A 23541-nucleotide genomic window follows, 5' to 3' on the forward strand; every position below is an offset into this window, starting at 1 on the left:
GAGCCGCCTCCTCCCCGGTACAAACGTCCAATCCCTCCGTAAGCGGTTCCCATATACTGAACCAGGCGTATAGGGGGAGGGAATGACGATGGCGGGCAAGAGCGGTAAAGGAAAAGGCGGCAAGAAGATCGAATCCTCCGGAAGGGTGCAGTATACGATGAGGATTGTCGAATCATCCGCCTGTGCTTCTTGTAAACAGCAATGCGCAAGGGGACTGTTGTATTTGGAGCGGATGTCCCGGCCCGGTGCGCTCGGTAAAGGCGTACCGTGTATACTGACGCGGAGAAAACTCTCGTAAGCCTATAAAAGCGGGCCGATTCGACCCGAAAACAAACCGACTGATCCCGAAGACTCAGGCCCGGACACGCGTCCGGGCATATTTCGGTTTATTTTGCATGACTTAAAATGGTAAAAGATACCTATATAAAGTAATTGTATGAATTATGCATTTTAATGGTAAACTAGTAGAGATTATAGGTATAAAGGTTTTTGAAGTTTAATTAATTTTGTTTTATGATAAAGAGTAAGACCAATCCGAATAGGAGGAATAGTATGTCCGGGATTCTGCCACTCGACCAGTTCAAGGAGTTGGAACGTGAGGAGCAAATACGGTTAATTAATCAGTGGAAAGAAGATTATTCCGTAGGCGAAATTACGTCGGCATGGAAGCTTAATAATGCGGCAACCTACTATACCATTTTGAAAAAATTGAACATCTACAACGATACAGTCAGAACGTCCAACAAGTTTATGGGCTATACAAATTACCGCTCCCAGAGCAGATCGCTGGAGCGGCCTTCCGAACCGTCCGACTTCCGGCGTCTCCCCGAATCTGTTCAGGCAGACAATCGTCCGGCCGTTTCGGCCCCCGCCTTGTCGATCTCGGACAACTTCCGCTACAATGTAAACGGAACTTACCCGGCCGAAGAGGTTGCGCAGATTTTGGAGCGGCTCAGCCTGTTTCTTAAAATCAGGAGTCATGTCCCCGTGAACGTGGAATTGAACATCCGGTTCGGCGATTCGGATGCCGTGACAAGCGAGACTGCAATCCGGTGAACCGCACAGTTGAGAAACGAATGTAAAGAGATTTGAGGACTGAGCATCGGCTTATGCGGGATGCTCTTTGTTCTTTCCGCGGCGATTTCGGGTAAGAGGAGATATACGCAGCAGACGCAGGAATCAGACTGAAACGATATATGCCGGATTGCGTATAGGCTATTAGGGACTTCCGTCGCAGGCGGGAACGCGGCTCAGCTTGCCGTTTGCCGTTAACGGATCAGGCCCACCCTAAGGAGGGAACCCGTGTGAAAAAACTTTTGTCACTCCGCCACTGGAGCCATGTATTCAAGCGTGCGGGAAAACTGCTCATGTCTCCGAACGTGCCGATCGGCAGCAAACTGCTCTTTGTAGTTCCGGCGCTGCTGTACTGGGTACTTCCCGACGTTCTGCCGTTTATGCCGATTGACGATATAGCGGTCACGATGATGCTGGCCAACTGGTTCACGGGCTGGATGGAGCGCAAATATCCGCAGGCCTGATAAACAGAAATCCGTTAGGCGGAAGAAAGCCTAATTCCACTATACACCATAGAGACAGCCTGGAAGTCTTACATCGGAGAGTTTGCCCGGTATCGGACTGAATATCCAGGAAGAGACGTTTGTAAGCCGCGGTCTCGCGGGAAGGGGTTCAGCCCCGCCCGTGACCGCGGCTTTTTTTGCGTACCTGAGAAGCCGGTAAACGGCATGAATAAATCCATTATTAAATAACGAAGCAAACAATAAGAAGGCTTTTACAGGGAATCGGAATCTCCGTGGTGAATGGAGCACTTGTTCTCGATAAACCGGATCTGGTTTTCCAGACGGTTCACTTTCTCGTTATGAACGAGAGAACCCGGAATCATGCTGATTCTGAGGTCGTTCAGCTCTTCCTTCAACTGGTGCAGGTCCAGACCCGCGTGGGCGCAATCGTAATTGCTTTCGAGATTTTCAATCATCGGCCGCTGCCTCCCTGTTTCAAGGATGAATGGACTTATTTGCTTTTGCCGCTGCTGTTCTTGCGGTCGGAAGTGCGGGTCGTCGTGTTTTGGCGGGCGTGGCCCTGCTGTTTGTGAGACACTGACATCACCCCCTGTCCGGTCGGATTGGTCATGACAGAGCACGTGCACGAAGATTAGTATGCGGCGCGGCGGATTAATTATACGGTTTTCGGGATGCCGGACCTCCTTCGCGAGGACCCTAAAACCCATAAAAAAGACCCTGAACGGGGATGTAACCCCTTTCAAGGCCGGTTTTAAAAAATTACTGTGAAACGCCCGAGATCAGACGGTTCTCCAGACTTTTTTTGACTTTCTTGATGGCTTCGGTTTCCACCTTATGGTCCGAGTTAAACTTCTGTCCAGAGAGCGCCATTGCTTCCTTAACGGTCATTTCAACAAGAATCGTATCGTCCCCTTGGGGAATGTGCAGATTGGCATTCATGTACTTCACTCCTTGTCAATCAAGATTAGGGGTGCTGATGCCCGATTTCGGAAGCGATGAATGTTGCCGGGTGGAAAGGCGGAAAGTATTCGTACTCCGCCTTTTTAATATAACACATGATGTAAGGTCACTCAATAGGCCGCCCACAATAAAAGGAAAAAAACAGAGCTTCCGTACGGCCGGAAAACTCTGTCTTTTAATCGGGTACTTAACCGTTTATCTTGATGCCCAGCACGTGATCCAGCGGAACGGGGCCGATATCGCGGCTGTCTTTGCTGTTGTTGCGGTTGTCTCCCATCACGAATACATGGCCCGCGGGGACGGTAATTTCCTCGTTGGATTCATACAGCATCGTTTCGTTGAGATAGGGCTCGTCCAGAGCCTGCCCGTTGCGGTATACCTTGTTGTCTTTGAACTGGAGCTTATCTCCGGCTTTGCCGATGACGCGTTTGACATACAGGTTATCGTCCGCTTTACCGCTCAGCAGCGAAAACAGGGGGTGTTCCATAATGTCGTCTTTCAGCGTACGCTCCCGGCTTACGCGGCTGTCGATAATGACGATGTCTCCGTAGTCCGGCTCGTAGCCCAGCGTGTGCGACAATTTCGATACGTAAATACGTTCCTGGTCGGATAGCGTCGGGTCCATCGAATGGCCCAGCACCTTGGTCGGCTGAATACCGAAGATTCCGATAACGAGTGCAATGACGAACGCGATTCCGAGGGAAAGCGCCCAGCCTCCGATTTCTTTTGCCACCTTGTTCATCGCAAATTCCCTGCCTTCCGGTTTACAAATCTCTTAAATCTCTCTTAGCTTGAGTATATCACGGCTGTTCACGCCTAGACAAAAAAAAGAGGCCGCTCCGGCCTCTTCCTTGTTAAAGCTTTTGTTACCGGGCGGGACTAATATTCATCGTCGGGAGTACGAATCCATTTGCGCAGATAGCCCTGGTCGTACAGCGCTTTGATCAGAATAATGAGGATCGGGGAAAGAATAACGCCCGCAACCCCGAATAGAGACAGGGAAATGATCATAAAGGAGAGCATCGTAAAAGCGGATACTCCGAGCGATTCGCCCGTAATCTTGGGCTCCAGCACCTGCCGGACAAGAACGACTACGGCCAGCACGACGGTGAGCCAGATGCCCGTCATCGTGCTTCCCGCGATGAAATGATACACGATCCACGGCACGAACAGAGTCGAGACGCCGAGCAGCGGCAGCACATCGAAGAAAGCGGCCAGCAGCGAAATCGTAAAGGCGTTGTGGACGCCGAGAATCATGAGCGAGACCAAAACCATGACGAACGTGATGGAAATGAGAATAAGCTGGGATTTCAGGTAGCTTACGATGCCTTTGATGACGTTCTCGCGTAGAAAATCGAACGCTTTGCGGAACGTTTTGGGCGTTTTTTCGCGTGCGGTCTTTTTCCACCAGTCGATTTCAAGGGAAAGGAAGAAGGCCAGGATGACACCGGCAACGAAATTCAGCATAAAAGTCGAAAAAGAAGTAACGAGTCCCATGACGCCGCTGGTCAAAAAATTAAGCAGGGTTTTCAGGAAATTCGTGGCGAAGCTTGTCGCTTTCGTCGCCATCTGATTGGCGATTTCCCTGGATTTCTCGATCACATCGGGAGGAAGCGCCTCGATGCTGTTTTGCAGATCGATCGTACGTTTTGTAATTTGCTCCTGAAGCATCTGGGTATACTTAGGAAGGGCCGTAACCAGATTGTCGATCTGGTTCGTAAACAGAAATCCCGCTCCGGTAAAGACGGCAAGTATGACGAGGATGAAAAGAAGCGTCGATATCGTCGTCGCGAGCATTTTTTTGAGTCCCCTGCGGTGCAGGAAGCGGGCGAGTGGCTCGATCATGGCAAAAATGATGAAAGCCCAGAAAATCGGCGTGGCGATCGAGTAAATAAAGCTGAACAATTTCATGGACAGAAAAACGGTGAGGACGATCAGCCCAATATCCAGGATGGTTTTGTAGTACCGTTTATAAAACGATATCATAGCATTCCTCCGTAATCGTTATGGCCGCTGGCAGGACGTGTGGGGGATAACAGGGTAGTTGCCGGGCAGGTTTGCCATGCTCTGGCAGGTTATGTAGGGTAAAAAAACAGCCGGGAGACGGACAGGACGCAAGCTTCAGGCATGCTGCCCGTCAGCCTCCCGGCTGAAGAAAAACCGCGGTTACTGCGCAGTCAGAATGAGCGGTCCGTCCTGTGTGATGGCGATGGTGTGCTCATACTGGGCGGACAGGCTTCCGTCCACCGTACGGGCGGTCCAGCCGTCGAGATCGACAGTGGCGAAGTACATGCCCGTATTGAGCATCGGCTCGATCGTCAGCACCATGCCTTCCTTGAGCCTCGTGCCGCGGCCGGCCGGGCCGTAGTGGGGCACCTGGGGCTCCTCGTGCATCTTCTGGCCGATTCCGTGGCCCGTGAAGTCGCGGACGACCGAATAGCCGCGTTCCTCCGCGAACACTTGAATCGCGTGGGCGATATCGCCGATCCGGTTGCCGATCACCGCCTGCTCGATGCCTTTGTACAGCGATTCCTTCGTCGTCTCAAGCAGATTGCCGGCTTCTTCGGAAACCGTGCCGACCGCATAGGACCAGGCGGAATCCGCGAGCCAGCCGTCCAGGTTGACAACCATATCGATGGTCACGATATCCCCGTTGTTCAGCGGTTCCTTCTTCGGAAAGCCGTGGCAGATGACATCGTTTACGGAAGCGCAGGTCGCATACTGGTACCCTTTGTACCCTTTCTGTTCAGGCGTGGCGCCGTTCTCATGCAGGAATTGTTCCGTGAACTGGTCGATTTCCCAGGTGGTTACGCCCGGACGGATCATTTTCGCGATTTCGCGGTGGCAAGCCGCCAGCAGTCTGCCGGCACGGTGCATTTTTTCAATTTCGTCTTTGGTCTTAATCGTTACCATAAGAGTGATCCATCTCCTCTGCCGAATTATTTGTATATTCCATCAGTATGACCTTTCGGCAGCTTCTAGTTTCGTTCGGGTCAAAAAAAGACGCCGCTTGGTGCGATTGACATCCCCGATAAAGGTCAGCGTAGCTTAAAAAGCTTTCCAAAGCCCGTGAGAAAGCCTAAATTCCATAGTATAAAATTACCGCATAAAATTCAAATCGGGCGTGGCGAATTTTCGCTGCCGCACAATCAGATTATGCGGGGGTCCGTCATGCGGCGCGGCCCCGTTATCCCGGAAGCCGCAAGCGGTGCCCTCTTTATCGGAGTTTTTACTCCGTCGGCGGATCGCCGTAAAACTGCATGTGTCCTTTTTCCGCCCGGTAATAGTCCAGTCTGTCTTGAAGCGTGCCGGTGTGAAATTCGAATTTGTGCCCGTCGGGATCTTCGAAGTAGAGGGAGTTTTTGTCCCGGCTGTCCCGCTCCCGGCCCGGAAGAAGGGCCCCGCAGGCGGCAAGCTTCGCTTCCAGGGCGGGCAGATCCTCCTCGTCGACCGTAAAGGCGACATGTGTATAGGACTGGCGGATTTCGCTCCGCGGGATATCCGGCTCGGTATTCAGAGCAAGCCAAAGCCCTCCGAGATCGAAATAGGCAAGAGAGCGGCCTTTAACGAGAAGCGTGGCGCCGAGCACCTCCCGGTAGAATCGGATCGACCGCTCCAGGTCGGAAACGGAAACGAGTATATGGTTGATACCGCGAATTGTCACGGCTTTGCCTCCTCCGGCTTGCGACTTCTTGTTGATTTCATGCGAAGCTTTCTTTACAATAAAGATTAAAAGAAAGAATGATAACTTTTCAGGAGATGTGACTACACTATGAACGTCAAAATTTCGCGCAACGCAGCCAAAGTTTTGAAACTCGAACTGGAGAAGGAAGAGAACCAGGGTCTTCTGGTCCGCGTCCAGGTAAGCCACAACCACGGCGATCACGCTCACTATGCGCTTGGTCTCGATACACAAACGGATAAAGATGTAGTCGTTTCTACCGATAAGGGGATTGACGTCCTACTGGAGAAAGACGAGCCGCTGCTCGACGGTATCCGTATCGATTACTTCTACATTCCGCAAGAAGGATTCATGATTACGAATCCGAGCAAAGGCAATCACGGGGATCATTAATGGCTAACGATATCCGGATTTGCGATAAATGCAAGCATATGCGGGTGAAAACGGCACTGCCTAAGCTTCAGAAGCTTGCATCGGATGCCGAAGTCAAAGTCGGCTGCAAATCATACTGCGGACCTTGCGCCCGCTACGCATTCGTTTTTATTAACGGCCGTTATATCAAAGCGCCGACCGAAGACGAAGTGATCGAGCACGCGAAGAAGTTTGTGAAGTAGCCAAAGAAACGGCCCGGGGAACCGGGCCGTTTTTTGTTGCGTCCAAACCGGCTTCCGGTTGATTAAGCGGGGCTTTTGGCGCCGGTCAGATCAAGAAGCGCTTCTTCCAGCTTCGGAAAGCGGAAGCGGAATTCATGCTCCAGCAGCTTGCGGGGAACCACACGCTGGCCTTCCAGCAGAAGCATGGAAAGCTCCCCCAGAACCAGCTTCAAGGCGAAGGCGGGGAGGGGCAGGACATGAGGCCGCCGCAGAACGCCGCCCAGCGTCTGGGCGAATTCCCGGTTGCGGACCGGATGGGGGGCCGTGGCGTTTACGGGACCCGAAATTTCGTCATTGCGGATACAGGCGTCGATCAAAGCGACCATATCCGCGATATGGATCCACGACATCCACTGGTTGCCGCTGCCGATCCGGCCGCCCGCGCCGAATTTGAACGGAAGGGCCATTTTCGGGAAGGCCCCTCCGTCGCTTCCGAGCACGAGACCCGTACGGATTTTGACGATCCGTTCGGCAGGTATCCGGTCCGCGGCCTCCTCCCATTCTTTCACGACTTCCGAGAGGAAATCGTCGGCGCGGACGGGACTGAATTCATCGTATGTATGAGTTTCGGATGTGCCGTAAATCGCCATAGCCGAAGCGTTTACGACTACCGCGGGCTTGTTATCCAAGGCTTTAAGGGCTGAGGCGACAGCCGCCGTCGTTTTCAGGCGGGAAGCGAGTATCTGGCGCTTGGCGGTTTCGCTCCAGCGCTGATTAATGGTGGCGCCGGCCAGATTGATCCAGGCGTCAATGCCTTCAAGATACCGGGGATTATGCTCGATCTCCGACCAGGTCACGGTTTGGACGCCCGCATAAGAATGCCCGGAAGCCGAACGGGAAACGAGAATGAGTTCCTCTCCCAGCTTTTTGAAATGGGCGATAAGGTGGCCGCCGATAAACCCGGTTCCTCCGCTGATGACAATTCGCATGAGCTTTCTCCTCCTTCTCTCTAATTTCCATTATATGACGAACCGTTTTTTTCCACAAACCTGCTCAGGGCGGAACTTTTCAGGGACCTTTGCGGACCTGCGCCGGGACAAAGCTAGTACTTTTGAACGCAAAAGCGCGGGCCGCCCGGAACGAAGAAAGAGCCGAAAGCGGTTTTTACCCGGATTATCGATGGTGTACAATAGCTGTATACATAGGGAAGAGGAGGATGAAGAGACATGATCGCGATCCGCAAATTAACCGAGTGCAGCTTGGACCAGGCCGTTCAGGTATGGAACGAAGGATTTTCGGGATATTTGGTCGATATGACCACCGATCCGGAAGCCTTTATGACAAGACAGGCTTACGAGCAGTTGTCGCCCCGACATTCCGTTGTCGCTTTTGACGGCGAACGGCCGGTCGGCTTTGTTCTGAACGGAATTCGCACGGTCGGAGGCCGCAAAATTTCCTGGAACGGGGGCACGGGAATCATTCCGGCTTACCGGGGGCAAGGAGTCGGCCGCAAGCTGATCGAAGTCTCTCTCGGCATTTACGCCAAAGAAGGCGTCGATACGGCTACGATCGAAGCGTTTGCGAGTAATGCTCCGGCCATCGCCCTCTACGAAAGCGAGGGATACGTTACCCGTGACACGCTGCTGGTGCTCAGGAAAGCGGGAGGAGAGGCGGATGCGGGCGTGCAGGGGGGACGCGGAGATGGCCGTCTAACCTTGGGCGTTGAGCGGATCGGTGCCGCCTCGCGGTATACGCTGCGGCACGGCACTGCCAGAGACGCGGGTCTCCTGACGTTCTATCCGGCTCTGGGAGCCTGGCAGGCGCATTGGGCCAGTTTAACGGCGGGAGAGTCGCTGATCGCGTTCGAAAACGGCAAGCCGGCCGGCTACGCTCTCTACAAGCGCGTCTACGGAGCTTCGGGCAATTTTGCCGGCGTTACTCTTTACCAGTGCGAGGCCTCTCCCGAAAACGGGGACCCCGAGTCGGTGCTCAGAACTCTGCTGGAGGCCGTTCTGGACGGTCACGGAGGAGCTTCTTTCAGCGCGTCTCATATCGCTTCGAGCCGGACGGACCTGCTCCGGCTGCTGGAGGAGAGAGGATTTCAAACGGTCCACGAGCTGTTCTGGATGACCCGGGACATGACGGAAGAAGGACGGGCGTGATACGATAGCAGGACAGTTTCGGCCGGCGGAAAGCTCACGGCGTACAGGATGCGGAAGCAGACCTTGGCCGTCCACCGAGTTATTCCGCCGCCGGACAATCAGGATGACTTAAAGGAGATTGTTAACGATGAGTATGGACCGTTCCCTAATCGAGATCAGTAAATCGCTGCTGCAGTCCAGCCTTGGCGTTAAGCCGGGCGAGCTGCTTGTCGTCGTGGCCGACGACTATAAGAAAGAGCTTGCCGAGCATGTGCATCAGGCCGGATTGGAACTGGGAGCCGACGCCTCCCTCGTCGTCATGAAGCACCGCGAGAAATCCGGCCAGGAGCCTCCGGCTCCGGTCGCTGCGGCGATGCGCGAGGCGGACGTGGCCGTCTGCCTGACCCAGCACTCGCTGACGCATACGGGCGCACGCAAGGATGCGGCCGCAAACGGCACGCGCGTGGCGACAATGCCGACCATCACGGAAGATATGTTCCGTGAAGGGGCGATATCGGCCGACTACGCTCAAGTGCGCGAGCTGACCGAGCGCGTGACTGCCCGGCTGACGGCCGGAAGCCGGGTTACGATCGAGAAGGAGCATACGGCGCTCTCTTTCTCGATCGAAGGCAGACCGGGCGTGCCCAGCACGGGCGTCTATCTGAATCCGGGCGAATCGGGCAACCTCCCTTCGGGAGAAGGCTATATCGCCCCGGTGGAAGGGTCCGCCTCGGGCACGCTGCTCGTGGACGGTTCCATTGCCGGTCTGGGCAAGGTAACGTCCCCGCTCACGCTGACCGTGGAGAACGGCCGCCTTGTCGGAGCGGACGGGGAGCAGGGCGAGGCTCTGCTTGCCATGCTTGGCGGCGGGGACGGCCGGCTGCTGGGCGAGTTCGGCATCGGCACGAACGACAAAGCCCGGATCACCGGCGTCGTGCTTGAGGACGAGAAGGTATACGGCACGATCCATGTGGCCTTCGGAAGCAACAATACGTTCGGCGGAACCGTAGCGGCCGGCGTCCACATCGACCTCATGGTGCTGTCACCGCGCGTGTATATCGACGGCGAGCTGATTTTGGAAAACGGGCGCCTGCTCGTATGATCCGTCTGACCGGGAAAGAAAGTTCGTGTCCGGGCGCCGTTTGTCAGGCGAGCCCGTAACGTACGCCATGTACAGTCCGCCTGACCTGGCGATCGCCCATGCGAACGGCTTAAAATCCCCAAACGGGCGGAAGGGCCCCGAGCCCTCGTTCTTGATCTTGCTGTCCTTACCGGACGGCAAGATTTTTTTTGTTGTGCTGGACGAATTGTCGTGTATAATAACAAAAATATACAACAATTGACCGAAGGTAAACGAATGCCTTCCTGGTTACCCGGTCGGCCGGATACCCGGAAATGTTCGGAAGGAGACTGATTGGCTTGAATCGAATACGGCATTTTTTAACTTCGTATCATCCGCTCGTGCACACGCTTCTGTTCGGTACAGTGATGGCGCGGGCAGCTTCATCCATGAGTATGCCGTTTCTGGCGCTTTATCTCGTTGCCACTACGGATATGAGTAAAGGAATGATCGGTCTTGTGATCGGCGCTAGTTCACTGGCGGGGACGGTGGGCGGTTTTATCGGAGGGACGCTCTCGGACCGGATCGGCCGCAAGGCGGTCATGCAGGGGGCGCTTTTTACATGGGCCGCCGTTTTTGTCGGCTTTTCGCTGGTTACGCATCCTTTGCTGTTTCTTCTGCTTAATCTGGTCAGCGGTCTGTGCCGTTCGTTCTACGAGCCGGTTTCCCAGGCTCTCATGGCGGATTTGACCGAAAAGGAAAAACGGCTGCAGGTGTACTCGCTCCGCTATCTGGCGATCAATGTCGGAGTCGCGGTAGGTCCTCTGCTGGGCGCGGCCTTCGGAATGGTGAAAGGCTCGCTGCCTTTTCTTCTTACAGGGATCGTATATTTGTTCTACGGAATCTTCCTCGTCGTCATGATGAGAAAATTCAAGGTCCAGACCGTATCGAAGGAAGTCAAGGAAAGGGTAACGTTCGCCGCCGCATGGAGAGTGGTCCGCAAGGACATGATTTTGCGCTACCAGCTCCTGGGCGGGATGATCGGCGCGGTCGGTTATTCCCAGATGTCCATTACGCTGTCGCAGTACGTGAACGAAAATTTTGCCCAGGGGGTCAAGCTGTTTGCGGTGATGATGAGCGTCAATGCCGTCACCGTAATCGTGCTCCAGATTCCGTTGTCCAAGCTGGCGGACCGGAAATCTCCGCTCACGGCGATCGTCGTGGGGAATATCCTGTTCGCACTCGGGGACGTCGGCTTCGCGCTTTCGAACCACTGGCTGCTGCTTATCGCTTCAATGGTCGTTTTCACCATAGGGGAGACGCTCAATTTCCCGGCGTCGACGATGCTTATGGACAAAATCGCTCCGGACCATATGCGAGGCACGTATTTCGGGGCGCAGACCCTCACCAGTCTCGGGCATTTTGTCGGACCTTGGATCGGCGGTCTCCTGCTTGCCTCGATCGGCGGCCATATGTTTCTGGTTATGGCGGTCGTTACGGTCATGAGCTCGTTTTTATATTGGCGCGGAAGCCACCTTCTTACAAAACGGGTAGAAAGCGAATACGGAACGGCAACCCGAACCGTTTGATACGGTGCGCGGTACCCCGGCGCACGCTGCTGCGTTGAATGATCGTGGCAACCCTGGTTGTAAAGCGAATGTGCCGCCTATTTAGACTTATTCTATTAAAAAAACGGCCTTTCCGTCCGCATACATGCGGCTGGAGGCCGTTTTTGAATTGTCTCGTTATGGGTTGAAGCGGAGCCGGTGAGCGGTGTTTACTCCTGATTTCCGGGACGTTAACGGACCGGAACGGCCGCTGTTGTAAGCTTTCCCTCGGTCTGCACACTGTTGTCCGCTTTGGGGCTGACTACGACCGCCAGAAGAAACGCGAGTACGGAAACGACGGCAGCCGTTTTGCGGAACAGCGGACGATGCAGAAAGCGGAACCGCCGGCTCCGGTCTCTCGACTTCGAATGAATGAGAGACTGCGAACGTGAGCATCGAGATAAAAAATAAAACAAGCGCCATTAAACCTTGCATAGCGGTTCCCCCTATAAACAATTGAATAGTCCATAAAAGATTGGGTACTATTTCCTATGAAAATAGTACCATATTCAAAGGAAAATGGGAAGAATTTATCAAAAATTTATCAAATATGTTTTAATTCAAAGTCTTTTTATGGGATTTATGAGTATATAGGCCTGGTTCTCCGGGCCGGAGCAATCAGGATGATATTCAGCGCAGATTATGCCGCAGACTGGGAGTTCCGCAAGCTTTGCCGTCTTGATGCAGAGGGACGGGTATTATATTCCTGCCGACGCCCGCGGCTCCCGGCCGGGCCTTGCGGCCTCGCATGAAGGTATCAACCAAGTCTTGCGGATAAAATCCGGCTATGGAATAAAAGCGTGCGGAACCAATAAACCCCCGGCTCATTCGATAATCGAATGAACCGGGGGTTCGGTTTACCTGGCAGATGCGGCTCTCCGCTATTGTTCCGCAGATTCCGTATTCCGGCGGCGCGGAGGCAGCGGTCCGAAATATTGATACAGCTGGCATTCGATCCGTCCGTTAAACAGCTTGCGGCGCTTGTCGGCCGGACGGGTAAAATAATGCTCCAGCTGCTTGCTCGGGGACAGGACGAACGTGCTCCACGTATGCAGCGAGCCCGTCAGCTGTCCGAGCTGGCGAAGCACGCGCTCCACTTCCTTCTGCTCGCCGAGCCGTTCGCCGTAAGGCGGGTTGGTGATCAGGCAGCCGAAGTCGCTGCGCGGTCTTGCTTTGGCTACCGGCTCCACGTAAAATTTCAGTTCCTTGGAGAGGCCCGCCGCTTTGGCGGCCGCCTGCGCGACCTCGATCGCTTTCGGATCGATGTCGGAGCCCGCTATCTCCAGAGGAATGTCGTCGTTCAGGGAATCATACGCCTCTTCTCGGGCCTGCTCCCAGCGGTCACGGCCGATGATGTCCCATTCCTCCGAGGGGAAGGAGCGGCGCAGGCCGGGCGCGATATTCCAGCCCGACATGGCGGCTTCGATCAGAATCGTGCCGGATCCGCAGAACGGATCATAGAGAGGACGATCGGGCTTCCAGCGGCTCAGGTTTACCAGAGCCGCAGCCATCGTTTCCTTGAGCGGAGCTTCCGTCACAAGCTTCCGGTATCCCCGCTTATGCAGGCTCGGGCCCGTCGTATCGATAGTCAGCGTGGCGATATCGTTAAGGAGAGCGACCTCGATCACATAGCGGGGACCGTCTTCTTCGAACCAGTCCGTCCGGTAGCGTTCTTTCATTTTCTCAACGACGGCTTTTTTAACGATTCCCTGGCAGGCCGGGACGCTGGAAAGCTGTGATTTATGGGAACGGCCCTCTACGGGGAATTCGCCGTATTCGGGAATCCAGGCGGGCCAGTCGAGTGCTTTGGTGCCTTCAAACAAATCATCGAAAGTCCGTGCTTCAAATTGCCCCATTTTGACAAGAATACGGTCGGCGGTACGAAGCCACAGGTTCGTCCGGCAAATCGCCGTTTCGTCCCCGGTAAACGTAACCCGTCCGTTCTCGACGGTGACATCCTCGTAGCCGAGCTCTTTGACCTCTCTTGCTACGATCGCTTCCAGCCCCATGGGACAGGTGGCGATCAAATCCAATTTAGCCATGCTTTCATTTCCTTTCGGGTGGTGTCCGTGTAATTTCTAAGTATAGGCGAAAGAGGCGCGGGAGACAAATGCCAATCTTGGCGAAATCAGCCTCCGGACGGTTGAATGCGCTTGTTTTTTCATATACAATGACCTCACGGTTAGACGCCGTACGCAAGAAGGAGTTCATCTATCGCTCGGTACATTTGATTTGGCCGACAATCCGGCTGTTCCAGAGCTGCTCATCCAGGCAAGGCAGTTTCTGAATACATAGGCAGAAAAGAGGAATGATCCGTGGGAAAACTAACGGATGAAACGAACGAGGATTTGGAAAAAGCGGCTGTAGGGCCCGAACAATACTTAGAGGCTCTGTACGCCGAAGACGAAGCGCTGGCGCTTGTTAAAGAGGCTATCCGCGACAACAACATGCCCGATATCTCGGTTGCGCCCGGTTACGGACGGCTTCTCACCATGCTGGTGGGACTGACGGGTGCCGGGCGGGTACTCGAAATCGGAGCCTTGGGCGGCTACAGCGCCATTTGTTTGGCCAGAGGACTGGCTGACGGCGGGAAGGTGCTCTCCCTGGAAGTAAACGCCGCTTTTGCGGAAACGGCACGGCAGAACGTAACGAAGGCGGGCTTCGGGGACAAGGTGGGGTACCGGGTGGCCGATGCCGTCGAAAGTCTGGCCGCGCTGAAGGAGGAAGGCGCGAAGTTCGACTTCTTCTTTATCGATGCGGATAAAGTAAATTACCCGGTTTATTTGGATTATGCCATCGAACTGGCCAATCCGGGCGCCATCATCATAGGAGATAATATTTTGATGCGGGGGCGGACCGTCGATGCGGCCGTTACGAAGAAATCGGTTGAAGCGATGAGAGAGTTCAACCGGCGCTTCGCTTCCGATCCGCGTCTGGAAAGCACGATGCTTCCCGCTTATGACGGACTTGCGGTGGCACGTGTAAAATAAGACTCCGCCGGCGTTTGCGCGTACCTTCCGCACACGAAAGAGTTTCGCCAAACACAAAAAGAACGATCCCTCCGGACACAGCCGGACGAGGATCGTTCTTTTTGTTTGCCGTGGCGCGGACGGAATCCCGGAATACCCTTCAATTACCCGGAGGCCAGGCCGGTCCGCGAGGGGCCTGACAAGCGTCACGGCCGTCTACGATAGCGTGCCGTCCGAAATCTTATGCTTGCCGAGCAGCGTGCGGTAAGACCAGGCCGCGTTAATGGCAAGCATGACGGTCGCGAACAGGAACAGTTCGCGGATGTTCAGGAAGCCGGACAGGGCGCCGCCGATAACAGGTCCCAGCATGTTGCCGAGAGCCAGGGCGCTCGTGTTGAAGCTGTACGAGCGGCTTTCCATTCCGACCGGCGTGTACGTCCGGATCAGGGAATTGACCGTCGGCAGAAGGCCGCCGATAAAAATCCCGAGGCAGAACCGGGCCGCCATCAGCTGCCAGACGTTCTGCACGAAGGCCTGCGGGATGAAGAAAATGGCGGCGCCGATCAGCGAGACGAACAGGATGCGCTGCGGGCCGATCCTGTCCGACAATTTTCCGAGCAGCGGGGCTGCCACCATGTTCGAAAACCCGGTAATGGACGCGACAAGTCCCGCGTAGAAGGCGAGCAGCTCTCCCGAGCCGTGGAGCTCCTCGACGAAGAGGGCCATCAGCGGCATGGAGCATTGGATGGAGAACTGGATCACGAAGGTGATCGAATACAGCGTCGGCAGCTGGCGGATCGGCCTCAGATCTTTATAGCCCTGCATGACCGATATTTTCGGCTGCTTTTTGGCTTCGGCCGCATTGAATTTCTCCTTGACCAGCAGCATCGTCACCATCGAAGCGATAAAGAGCATGGCTCCGGTTACATAGAAAATGTAACGGAAGCCGATAAGCTCGGCCAGCAGACCGCCGATAAACGGGCCGAGAATGGAGCCGGCGACGGCGCCCGACTGGAGCGTTCCCATCGCGAATCCGATATGCTCGCGCGGCGTGTTCGTCGACATCAGGGCGACGGAAGCGGGAGCGTATCCCGAGATCGTGCCGTTCACGAGCCTCAGCAGCAGGAGTACCCACGGCGCATGCGCAAAACCCATCGTCGTCATGACGGCCGCCATTCCGAAGCCGGAGCGCAGGAGCATCACTTTGCGCCCGTAACGGTCGGCCATTCCTCCCCAAAACGGCTGGAACAGGAAGGAGGTGACGAAGTTGCCGGCAAAAATAATGCCTGTCCAAGTCGCGATTTCCTGCGCGTCCTGCAGGCCCATCTCTTTGAGATATAAAGGCAGAAACGGCATGATCATGGTCATGCCCGCCATTACGAAGAACTGTCCGACCCACAAAACCGCCAAGTTTACTCTCCAATTGATCATGGAATCCCCCCATTTCTAGTTGTCTATGCCTTGCTTTTGCGCCGTCCTGGAATTCATCCCCTTATTATATCACAAAAAGAAAATATTTTTCCCTTCGGCTCAGTAGGGGCTCTCCGTACGCATCTGTAGTCCTTACCTTATCTTTAACCAAAGTAAGGTGGAGGCGACAAACCTTCTATGCATAAATTTCCCATGGAAAGGGAATTGTAAGCGTAAAGGAACTTACAAAAGGAGCTGTTTTTTCATGCCGTTCGGAGCCCACGAAACGCTAGAGGTCCACGAAGTGCTGACCGAAAAAATAAATATGATCCAGCATTTTTCTTTCTACGCCCGACAGGCCCGGCATCCGCAGGTAAGAGCGATCGCCGAGCACCATCTTCAAGCGGGCGCGCAGCACTATAACGAGCTGGTCGCCTATACGCATGACTACAGCGCCGCGCGGGGACAAGCTCCCTACGGCCAGCCGCCGTTCGTTTCCGTACAGGATATTTTGTACGGATTGCGCCATCCTGCACCGGTTGCACCCGTAACGGACGGCTCTTTCAATGACGAGCAGATTTTATCCGCGATGCTCTGCTGCCACAAAAACAGCGCGAAAAATCAGATGACGGCCGCGCTGGAATGTGCCGATCCTAACGTACGCCGGATGCTTCTAACGGCAGCCGACGCGGCTGCGGATCACGCCTATGAAGTGTTTCTGTTCATGAACAGCCAAGGACAATATCAGGTGCCGACCCTTCACGATCATACGGCCAAAACGTACCTGCACACGTTCCAGCCGGTGCATGAAGCGGATTTGGGCCACACGGCGGGACACTATGACCAAGGATACGCTCAAGGCTACGGCTACGCCCAGGAATTCGCCCATGCTCCCGAATACGCTCAAAATCACTTATACGGCTACCCGGGTGCGGGAGGCAGCCAGCAGCAAAGCTATACGCCGCTAACCCATCAGCCTCAAAGTCAGCAGCCAGGCGCCTCCGGCTATAACGGCGGTTACAGCGGCGCACAGCGTGATAACGGCGGTTACTCCGCTTACGGCAGAACGGAAGCAGGCTATCCTTCTTCCTCATACGGCGGTGCGGCATACAGGGGACAAGGCCGGCAGCCGAATGCCTACGGTTCCACCCAGCCTGCTTCGTACTCGGGAGGAACTGCGTCCGGCTACGGTTCCGCATACGGGTATGAGAGTGCGGGCCACCAGGCGCTGTATCAGACGCAAAACGCGTCGTACACTCAGGCGTCCGGCCTGCATGGAACCAACCTGGGCGGTTCCCAGGCGCAGAATTCCCCGTACTCGGGTGACCGCAATTACCAGCCGCAAACCGGAAGCGGAATCCAGCAGCACAGCGGCACGCAGCAGCATACAACCGGCTACGGCTCTTCCTCCGCGGGAAGCAAGCAAGCTTCTCATGCCCAACCGCCCGTCAGCCCGCAAAGAAGCGGGCAGGACGAGAAAACGGACGAGACGGACAGCGGCGTGCTGACTTCCAAAGCGGGCGATTCATCGTCCAATCCGGTTCAGTAAGAGGCGGGCGGCGGAACTTTTACAGCCGGAATGCCGCCAATAAATTCAGTTTAAACCGGTGTTCTCCTTGAGGCCCCCTGGCGGAACGTTTATAATCGCTAGAGGGCCTTTTTTCCATGTGTGCCCTTATTCAGAACGGGGAGTTGAGTGACCGATGACGGAAACTGTACGCAACATTTACTGTGTAGGACGCAACTATAAGCTGCATGCCGCCGAGCTGGGCAATGACGTTCCGGAAGAGCCGATGATTTTTACGAAACCGACCCATGCGCTTGCCGCAATGGAAGACGATGTGCTCGAGATGCCTCAAGGCAAAGGAGAAATTCACTACGAGGGAGAGCTCGTTATTCATATTTCGGAGTCCTACTCACCGGGGATGACTGTGGATGAACTTGTCGATTCCTTCGGTCTGGGCATTGATTTCACCCTCCGTGACGTTCAAAGCGTCTTGAAGAAAAAAGGCCATCCTTGGCTGGCCGCCAAAGGATTTTTGAACTCCGCCGCTCTGGGCCCGCTTCGTCCTTTCCCGGGTGCCGCAGAACTGGAAAAGACGGAATTCAAGACGGTACGCAACGGCGAGACCGTTCAGCAGGGCCACGTTGAGGATATGATCTTCCCGCTTCAGGCTATCGTCGATTATGTGGGCACAAACTACGGCCTCGGAGCCGGAGACCTGATTTATACCGGTACGCCTGCCGGTGTCGGAGCCTGCGCGGACGGGGATGTGTTCGAACTTCTCTGGGGCGGGGAAACCGCGGGCCGCTGTAAAGTCAAGCTGTAGGGAGGGATAGGATGAACTGTCCTGCAGCGGAAAGCAGAGGAGACCGATGAAGAATCAGCGACTGACACTGCTTATCGTGTCCGCCGTCTTCAGCGCCGTTCTCGTATCAGGACTGCTGTTTGTCAAAATAAAAATGGACGCGGCCTCACTGCAGCCGGCCATTGCTTTGGAGCAGCCTCCCTCCGAGGCGAACGGAGCTGACCGGCCATCTCCTTCTACGGTTCCGGCTCCCGCAAAAACACCCGCTCCCGCCGCATCACCGGCACCCGATAAGCCGGAAGAATCCGCGGAGACCGTCCCTGACGAGCCGGCCGGCAAACCGGAAGCCAAAGCTGGGGATAAGGCGGCTGCCGACGGGAGTGCCAAGGGAGCAGGCAAACCGCAGGTTTCGCCCGAACCTGAACCCTCCGTACGCAAAAAGGCGGGAGATCATACCGCCGTCAATCTCGTCTTTGCCGGAGACGCACTGATGGATTGGTCCGTAAAGGAAACGATCCGGAAGAAGGGCCCGGATTATCCCTTTCAGTTCGTGAAAGGGGAAGTTTCCAAGGCGGATTACGCTTTCGTGAATCTGGAAACGTCCGTGACCGACGCGACGGAGAAGGATACGAACCAGCTTTATAATTTCAAATCGGATCCGCCGTCCCTTAAAGGGTTGAAAAATGCGGGGTTCGATCTCGTTTCCATAGCAAACAATCATGTGCTCGACTTCGGCAGGCAGGGCTTCCTGGACACGCTGAATCATTTGAAACAGGCGGGTCTGCCCTATATCGGAGGCGGCCGCAATGCCGCGGAAGCGTACAAAGCAAAGACCGTTGAAATCAACGGGGCCAGGATCAAATTTCTCGCGTTTTCCCGGTTCATTCCGACCCGGGACTGGTTTGCGGGTCCCGATACGCCCGGTATCGCCCAGGCTTACGATAAATCCGCCGTTCTGCCGGTCATCCGCAAGGAAGCGAAGGACGCCGATTACGTGTTTGTTTACATGCACTGGGGAGTGGAGAAAAACCACAAACCGGAAGAGTGGCAGCGGACTTTTGCCAAAGAAATGATCGATGCGGGAGCGGACGGGATCATCGGCAGCCACGTGCACGTTCTGCAGGGATTCGAATTTTACAAAGGCAAGCCGATCGCATACTCCATCGGCAACTTTTTGTTCCCCGATTATGTGAAAGACGCGAAAGCGGACACCGGACTTCTTACCTTAAAACTGGTCAAAGGAAAAATAACGGCGGAATTTAACCCTTATTACATTCAAAAAGATCAGATCGTAAAACGGGACGCGGCTTACGACAAAAAGCAGTTGGAATTTCTCCAATCCGTCTCTTATGGCGTCAGGATACGCGGCAAAGCCGTCGAGCCCGCTTCCTGACAAAGCAGAAAACACACCTCCCTAAAGGGGGTGTGTTTTGCGTGAATGAACGATTTTTGCCATAATGGAAATGGACAGAAATCAGCGGGAAGCTTCTTCTTCGCGCTCGTTCTGGATCGGATCGGGAAGAAGACCTTCTTCCGTAAGATCCTCGTTGGTTTTCATGCCATCCATGTCTTTGCCGAGCTGTTTGATTTCATCCATATCCGGCGCCATCGAGCCGTTCATGACCTCGTGAATATCGCGATCCGCGGAATTTTGCTTGGCGTCATGATATTCATGCTCTTTTACGGATTTAAGGTCTTCATTTTCATATTGACGGACATTATTCTTTTGATTGGTGTAAGGGTTGTGCTTATTTTCATCCGTAATCGGGTTGATATCCTCGTTCGATTTGTTTTGGTTGTTTTCCATGATTAAAATCTCCCCTCAGAAACGAATGTGTGATACGGGATCTATGTTTATTTTTACCCGAAATACGGAAAACGAAACCCGCGGTCCGCAGGCGCGGACTTGTGAGGGAGAACTTATTAGAGATCTTAAGGTGAAAGAAGGGGAGATGAGGAGATGTCGGGAATGGATATATGGATAGGGCTGCTGGGAAGCGTTCTGGTGGCGGGGGCCGCTTATTCGAAGCGCTCCTTGACCGTCTCGGGCGCGACCGCGGCGGTGGTCTTGGGAACGCTTATGTATGCACTCGGATCGGCAGCCTGGTTCGGAACCCTTATCGCGTTTTTTGTCGCTTCGACGCTGCTGTCCAAGTACAAGCAGAAGCGCAAGGCGGCCATCGAATCCGGCTACGCGAAGGGCGGCAACAGAGACGCGGGCCAAGTGGCCGCAAACGGGGGGCTGGGCCTTCTGCTCTGCATCGGCTCGGTGGCCGCTCCTCATCCGGCATGGTGGGCCGCTTTCGTAGGCGTGATGGCCGCCGTCACGGCCGACACCTGGGCCACGGAAATCGGCGGACTGAGCCGGACCGCACCCCGCTCCATCCTGACGGGCCGAAAAGTCGCCCCCGGCACATCGGGCGGCGTCACTGCGCTCGGTCTGCTTGCGACGTGCGCGGGCGGGCTTTTCATCGGCGCTGCGGCGTGGCTGCTCGCCAGGCTGGGGAGCGGCGCGGTCACCGGAGCCGCTGACGCCGGCGCGGCGGCAGCGGGCCAGCAGGCGGCGGCCGTGCTGACCGCCGCGGCGCAGCACCCGCTGGAGACGCTGCTGCCGCTGCTCGCGGCGGGTCTTGCCGGCGGCCTCGCCGGATCGCTGTCCGATTCGCTGATCGGCGCGAAGTGGCAGGCGATGTACCGCTGCGCCGTATGCGGCCGCGACATCGAGCGCGGCTCCCACTGCGGCCGGCCCGCCGAGCCGCTGCGGGGCTTCGCCTGGATGACGAACGATGCCGTGAACGTCATCGGTTCGCTCTTCGGCGGCGGCGCTGCGCTTGCGGCGGCTCTGCTCGCAGGCTGGCTGTGAACAGCCTGCCTGCGGCAACCCCCCGCACCACGCGGCAAAGCCAACAAAAAAACCTCCATTCCGTCAGCCTTTAAGGCAATCCGGATGGAGGTTTTTCGGTTGTTTTACAGTGCGCCTGAGTTATGCTTGCCGAATTCTTTCTTGACGGCAGATTCCTCGCCCGGCAGACGATCTTCGTAAGAAGCGGAAGCGGCTTCCGCGGCGGCTGTGCCCGGCACGATTTCGGCATCGGCCGGAACGGTGGAGCCGTTCAGCTGTTTGCGCAGCTCCTTGATTTCCTTCTGCATCTGGACCTGACGCAAAATTCCGAACAAGCCGACGATAAGCCCGCCGAGTACGGTGGAAATGACGATGACCAAAATGAGGGGCGCGTTCGTTTCCATAAACACGAAATTGACACGCACCCGGTCCATGTTCACGACCGCGAAAACGGTCGTAATGAGAGCGAAAATAAGAGCGCCGATCAGCAGCCATTGAATACGGTTCGATTTCATAAAAAATCTCTCCTTTAGACCGGGAAAAAGGCCGTGAAACTCATTCATCGGCCTTTGCTCCGGGTAAAGTCCGCGCGGATTACTTCGTCAGCTCTTCCATCTGATCAAGCACGGAAGCGAATACGCTCATCGCCTGCTTGATCGGTTCTGGAGTTGACATATCCACGCCGGCTTTTTTCAGAATGTTGATGGAATAGTCGCTTCCGCCGCTTTTCAGGAAGCCGAGATAGCGTTCCACGGCAGGCTGGCCTTCGTCGAGGATCTGTTTGGAGAAACTCGTGGCAGCGGAGAAGCCCGTCGCATATTTATACACATAGAAGCTGTTATAGAAGTGGGGAATACGCGCCCATTCCATTTCGATATCTTTATCCACTACCATGTCTTTACCATGATAGAGGGTATTCAAATCATAGTAGATTTTGCTGAATTCCTGTGCCGTAAGCGATTCGCCCTTTTCCATCTTCTCATGCGTGATTTTCTCAAACTCGGCGAACATGGTCTGGCGGAACACAGTCGTACGGAACTGATCGGCATAGTAAGTAAGCAGGTACAGCTTCTTCTTCGGATCGTCCGTATGTTTCAGCAGGTAGTCCATCAGAAGCGCTTCGTTGAGCGTGGAAGCTACTTCGGCGAGGAAAATCGTGTACTGGGCGTCCCGGTACGGCTGATTTTCGTCCGACAGATAGGAATGGATGGCATGACCCATTTCATGCGCCAGCGTAAACATGCTGTTCAGGTTCTCTTTGTGGTTGAGCAAAACGTACGGGTGCGTGCCGTAAGCGCCCCAGCTGTAAGCGCCGCTGCGTTTGTTCTGGTTTTCGTAAATATCGATCCAGCCGTCCTTGTAGCCTTTTTCCAGCGTTTCCACATAGGATTTGCCGAGCGGAGCCAGGCTTTCCTTGATCGTTTCTTTCGCCTCGTCGTAGGTGATTTTCATCTTGAGATCGTCTACAAGCGGCACGAACAGGTCGTACATGTGAAGCTCGTCGACTTTGAGCAGCTTCTTGCGCAGCTTCATGTAGCGCTGAAGAAGCGGAAGCGATTCGTGAATCGTATCGATCAGATTCGTGTATACTTCCGGTTTGATGTTGTCGCCGAACAGGGACATCTCCAGAACGGACGGATATTTCCGCGCCTGCGAATAAAAGATGTTCTTGTTGATGTTGGACGAAAGCGTTGCGGCTATCGTGTTTTTCTGCTTGGCATACGTCTCGTAAACGGCTTTGAAAGCTTGCTCGCGCACCTCACGGTCGCGGCTTTCGAGGAACTGGATGTAGCTGCCGTGCGTCAGCTCGGCTTCCTCGCCGTTCTCGTTCTTCACTTTAGGGAATTTCATGTCCGCATTGTTGATCATGCCGAAAATGTTGCTCGGAGCGCCGGACATATTGCCGGCCATCGCCAGCAGGGCTTCTTCCTCTTTGGACAGCACGTGCGGCTTCTGGCGGATCATTTCTTCCAGCGTCGTTTTGTATGGCGCCAGATCCTTGTTCTCCACAAGCGCCTTTAACTGCTCCTCGGAGAGGCTGACGATTTCGGGAGAGATGAAAGAAAGCGCCTGGCTCACTTCCACGCTGAGCTTCTGGGCTTTATCCGACAGAGCCTGGTAAGTAGGGTCCGTCATATCCTCGTGATGCTTCATGTTGGAATATACGTAAAGTCTTTCGGTATGTAGGGAAATGTCGTCCTCCAGCTCGAAGCATTGCTTCACAGCGGCAGGATCGCTTAACTTGCCGTGGAATTGGCCGATTTTACCGAGCGCTTCCTTCGTTTCGTTGTATTCTTTGTTCCAGGCTTCTTGATTGGTGAAAAGATCCTCCAGCTTCCAGCGGTGTTCGGCCGGGACGTCTTTACGAACGGGAATTTGGTTCATGGGAACCCTCCTGACAGATGATTTCGGATTGGCGGCCGGATGTGC

26 protein-coding genes are annotated in these 23541 nt (G+C 55.0%); 13 read left to right on the plus strand and 13 right to left on the minus strand.

Features of this window, described 5'->3' with window-relative positions:
- The first annotated feature begins 88 nt into the window (after positions 1-88).
- The 3 genes from ABC395_RS07240 to ABC395_RS07250 all read left to right on the plus strand — a co-directional run bounded on the left by ABC395_RS07240 (position 89) and on the right by ABC395_RS07250 (position 1538).
- Entirely contained in the window at positions 89-298 is a 210-nt protein-coding gene (locus ABC395_RS07240; protein ID WP_413001897.1) for a hypothetical protein, read from the plus strand.
- Between the two features lie 254 nt (positions 299-552).
- Entirely contained in the window at positions 553-1056 is a 504-nt protein-coding gene (locus ABC395_RS07245) for a hypothetical protein (protein WP_413001899.1), read from the plus strand.
- A 248-nt stretch (positions 1057-1304) separates the two neighbouring features.
- Positions 1305-1538, plus strand: coding sequence for a hypothetical protein (locus tag ABC395_RS07250; protein WP_103997307.1), 234 nt, complete (start codon positions 1305-1307; stop codon positions 1536-1538).
- Between the two features lie 251 nt (positions 1539-1789).
- On the opposite strand, the gene ABC395_RS07255 is transcribed toward ABC395_RS07250, so the two are convergent.
- The 6 genes from ABC395_RS07255 to fosB form a co-directional block, all read right to left on the minus strand.
- Entirely contained in the window at positions 1790-1993 is a 204-nt protein-coding gene (locus ABC395_RS07255; protein WP_413001901.1) for a DUF2524 domain-containing protein, read from the minus strand.
- A 304-nt stretch (positions 1994-2297) separates the two neighbouring features.
- Positions 2298-2477: a hypothetical protein gene (locus tag ABC395_RS07260; protein ID WP_103997304.1), complete on the minus strand. Its 180-nt coding sequence runs from the start codon at positions 2475-2477 to the stop codon at positions 2298-2300.
- 208 nt (positions 2478-2685) lie between these two features.
- On the minus strand, positions 2686-3240 hold the full coding sequence (lepB, locus tag ABC395_RS07265; protein WP_413001903.1) for a signal peptidase I: 555 nt from the start codon (positions 3238-3240) through the stop codon (positions 2686-2688).
- 137 nt (positions 3241-3377) lie between these two features.
- Positions 3378-4484: a sporulation integral membrane protein YtvI gene (ytvI, locus tag ABC395_RS07270; protein ID WP_413001905.1), complete on the minus strand. Its 1107-nt coding sequence runs from the start codon at positions 4482-4484 to the stop codon at positions 3378-3380.
- A gap of 180 nt (positions 4485-4664) precedes the next feature.
- Entirely contained in the window at positions 4665-5411 is a 747-nt protein-coding gene (gene map / locus ABC395_RS07275; RefSeq protein ID WP_413001907.1) for a type I methionyl aminopeptidase, read from the minus strand.
- 316 nt (positions 5412-5727) lie between these two features.
- Positions 5728-6162, minus strand: a complete 435-nt coding sequence (gene fosB / locus ABC395_RS07280) for a metallothiol transferase FosB (RefSeq protein ID WP_413001909.1) — start codon at positions 6160-6162, stop codon at positions 5728-5730.
- 108 nt (positions 6163-6270) lie between these two features.
- Here fosB and ABC395_RS07285 point away from each other — a divergent pair, with 108 nt between their 5' ends.
- Positions 6271-6573, plus strand: coding sequence for an iron-sulfur cluster assembly accessory protein (locus ABC395_RS07285; RefSeq protein ID WP_413001911.1), 303 nt, complete (start codon positions 6271-6273; stop codon positions 6571-6573).
- Complete coding sequence (locus ABC395_RS07290; protein ID WP_413001913.1) at positions 6573-6794, plus strand: YuzB family protein; 222 nt, start codon at positions 6573-6575, stop codon at positions 6792-6794. The genes ABC395_RS07285 and ABC395_RS07290 overlap by 1 nt, the downstream gene beginning before the upstream one ends.
- Before the next feature lie 62 nt (positions 6795-6856).
- On the opposite strand, the gene ABC395_RS07295 is transcribed toward ABC395_RS07290, so the two are convergent.
- Positions 6857-7762, minus strand: coding sequence for a TIGR01777 family oxidoreductase (locus tag ABC395_RS07295; RefSeq protein WP_413001915.1), 906 nt, complete (start codon positions 7760-7762; stop codon positions 6857-6859).
- A 237-nt stretch (positions 7763-7999) separates the two neighbouring features.
- Between ABC395_RS07295 and ABC395_RS07300 the strand changes: the two genes are divergently transcribed.
- From ABC395_RS07300 to ABC395_RS07310, 3 genes are all read left to right on the plus strand, one after another.
- Entirely contained in the window at positions 8000-8935 is a 936-nt protein-coding gene (locus ABC395_RS07300; RefSeq protein WP_413001916.1) for a GNAT family N-acetyltransferase, read from the plus strand.
- 133 nt (positions 8936-9068) lie between these two features.
- The gene (locus ABC395_RS07305; RefSeq protein ID WP_413006699.1) at positions 9069-10016 is read left to right on the plus strand and encodes an aminopeptidase; all 948 of its coding nucleotides are present in this window, start codon (positions 9069-9071) and stop codon (positions 10014-10016) included.
- A 317-nt stretch (positions 10017-10333) separates the two neighbouring features.
- On the plus strand, positions 10334-11563 hold the full coding sequence (locus ABC395_RS07310) for an MDR family MFS transporter (protein ID WP_413001918.1): 1230 nt from the start codon (positions 10334-10336) through the stop codon (positions 11561-11563).
- A 209-nt stretch (positions 11564-11772) separates the two neighbouring features.
- Here the strand turns inward: ABC395_RS07310 and ABC395_RS07315 are convergent, their stop codons facing one another.
- Positions 11773-11997, minus strand: coding sequence for a hypothetical protein (locus ABC395_RS07315; RefSeq protein WP_413001920.1), 225 nt, complete (start codon positions 11995-11997; stop codon positions 11773-11775).
- Positions 11998-12462: 465 nt separating this feature from the next.
- Entirely contained in the window at positions 12463-13623 is a 1161-nt protein-coding gene (locus ABC395_RS07320; RefSeq protein ID WP_413001921.1) for a THUMP domain-containing class I SAM-dependent RNA methyltransferase, read from the minus strand.
- 273 nt (positions 13624-13896) lie between these two features.
- On the opposite strand from ABC395_RS07320, the gene ABC395_RS07325 reads away from it, so the two are divergent.
- Entirely contained in the window at positions 13897-14571 is a 675-nt protein-coding gene (locus ABC395_RS07325) for an O-methyltransferase (protein WP_413001923.1), read from the plus strand.
- A 195-nt stretch (positions 14572-14766) separates the two neighbouring features.
- On the opposite strand, the gene ABC395_RS07330 is transcribed toward ABC395_RS07325, so the two are convergent.
- Positions 14767-15981 carry an MFS transporter gene (locus ABC395_RS07330; RefSeq protein ID WP_413001925.1) on the minus strand — a complete coding sequence of 405 codons (1215 nt, stop codon included), beginning with the start codon at positions 15979-15981 and terminating at the stop codon, positions 14767-14769.
- Between the two features lie 244 nt (positions 15982-16225).
- Between ABC395_RS07330 and ABC395_RS07335 the strand changes: the two genes are divergently transcribed.
- The 3 genes from ABC395_RS07335 (at position 16226) to ABC395_RS07345 (ending at position 19662) form a co-directional block, all read left to right on the plus strand.
- A complete protein-coding gene (locus ABC395_RS07335) occupies positions 16226-17509 on the plus strand; it encodes a spore coat protein (RefSeq protein WP_413001927.1) in 1284 nt (427 codons plus the stop codon).
- Positions 17510-17663: 154 nt separating this feature from the next.
- Positions 17664-18290: a fumarylacetoacetate hydrolase family protein gene (locus tag ABC395_RS07340; protein WP_413001929.1), complete on the plus strand. Its 627-nt coding sequence runs from the start codon at positions 17664-17666 to the stop codon at positions 18288-18290.
- Positions 18291-18336: 46 nt separating this feature from the next.
- A complete protein-coding gene (locus ABC395_RS07345; protein WP_413001930.1) occupies positions 18337-19662 on the plus strand; it encodes a CapA family protein in 1326 nt (441 codons plus the stop codon).
- Between the two features lie 81 nt (positions 19663-19743).
- On the opposite strand, the gene ABC395_RS07350 is transcribed toward ABC395_RS07345, so the two are convergent.
- A complete protein-coding gene (locus tag ABC395_RS07350) occupies positions 19744-20076 on the minus strand; it encodes a hypothetical protein (protein ID WP_413001932.1) in 333 nt (110 codons plus the stop codon).
- Positions 20077-20238: 162 nt separating this feature from the next.
- Between ABC395_RS07350 and ABC395_RS07355 the strand changes: the two genes are divergently transcribed.
- Positions 20239-21132 carry a DUF92 domain-containing protein gene (locus ABC395_RS07355; protein WP_413001934.1) on the plus strand — a complete coding sequence of 298 codons (894 nt, stop codon included), beginning with the start codon at positions 20239-20241 and terminating at the stop codon, positions 21130-21132.
- A 104-nt stretch (positions 21133-21236) separates the two neighbouring features.
- Here ABC395_RS07355 and ABC395_RS07360 read toward each other — a convergent pair whose 3' ends face one another.
- Entirely contained in the window at positions 21237-21626 is a 390-nt protein-coding gene (locus tag ABC395_RS07360) for a LapA family protein (RefSeq protein WP_413001936.1), read from the minus strand.
- A 79-nt stretch (positions 21627-21705) separates the two neighbouring features.
- Entirely contained in the window at positions 21706-23496 is a 1791-nt protein-coding gene (pepF, locus tag ABC395_RS07365; RefSeq protein WP_413001938.1) for an oligoendopeptidase F, read from the minus strand.
- Between the last annotated feature and the right edge of the window lie 45 nt (positions 23497-23541).

Origin of the sequence: Paenibacillus canaveralius (assembly GCF_047238265.1) — a bacterium.
GTDB lineage: Bacteria > Bacillota > Bacilli > Paenibacillales > NBRC-103111 > Paenibacillus_F.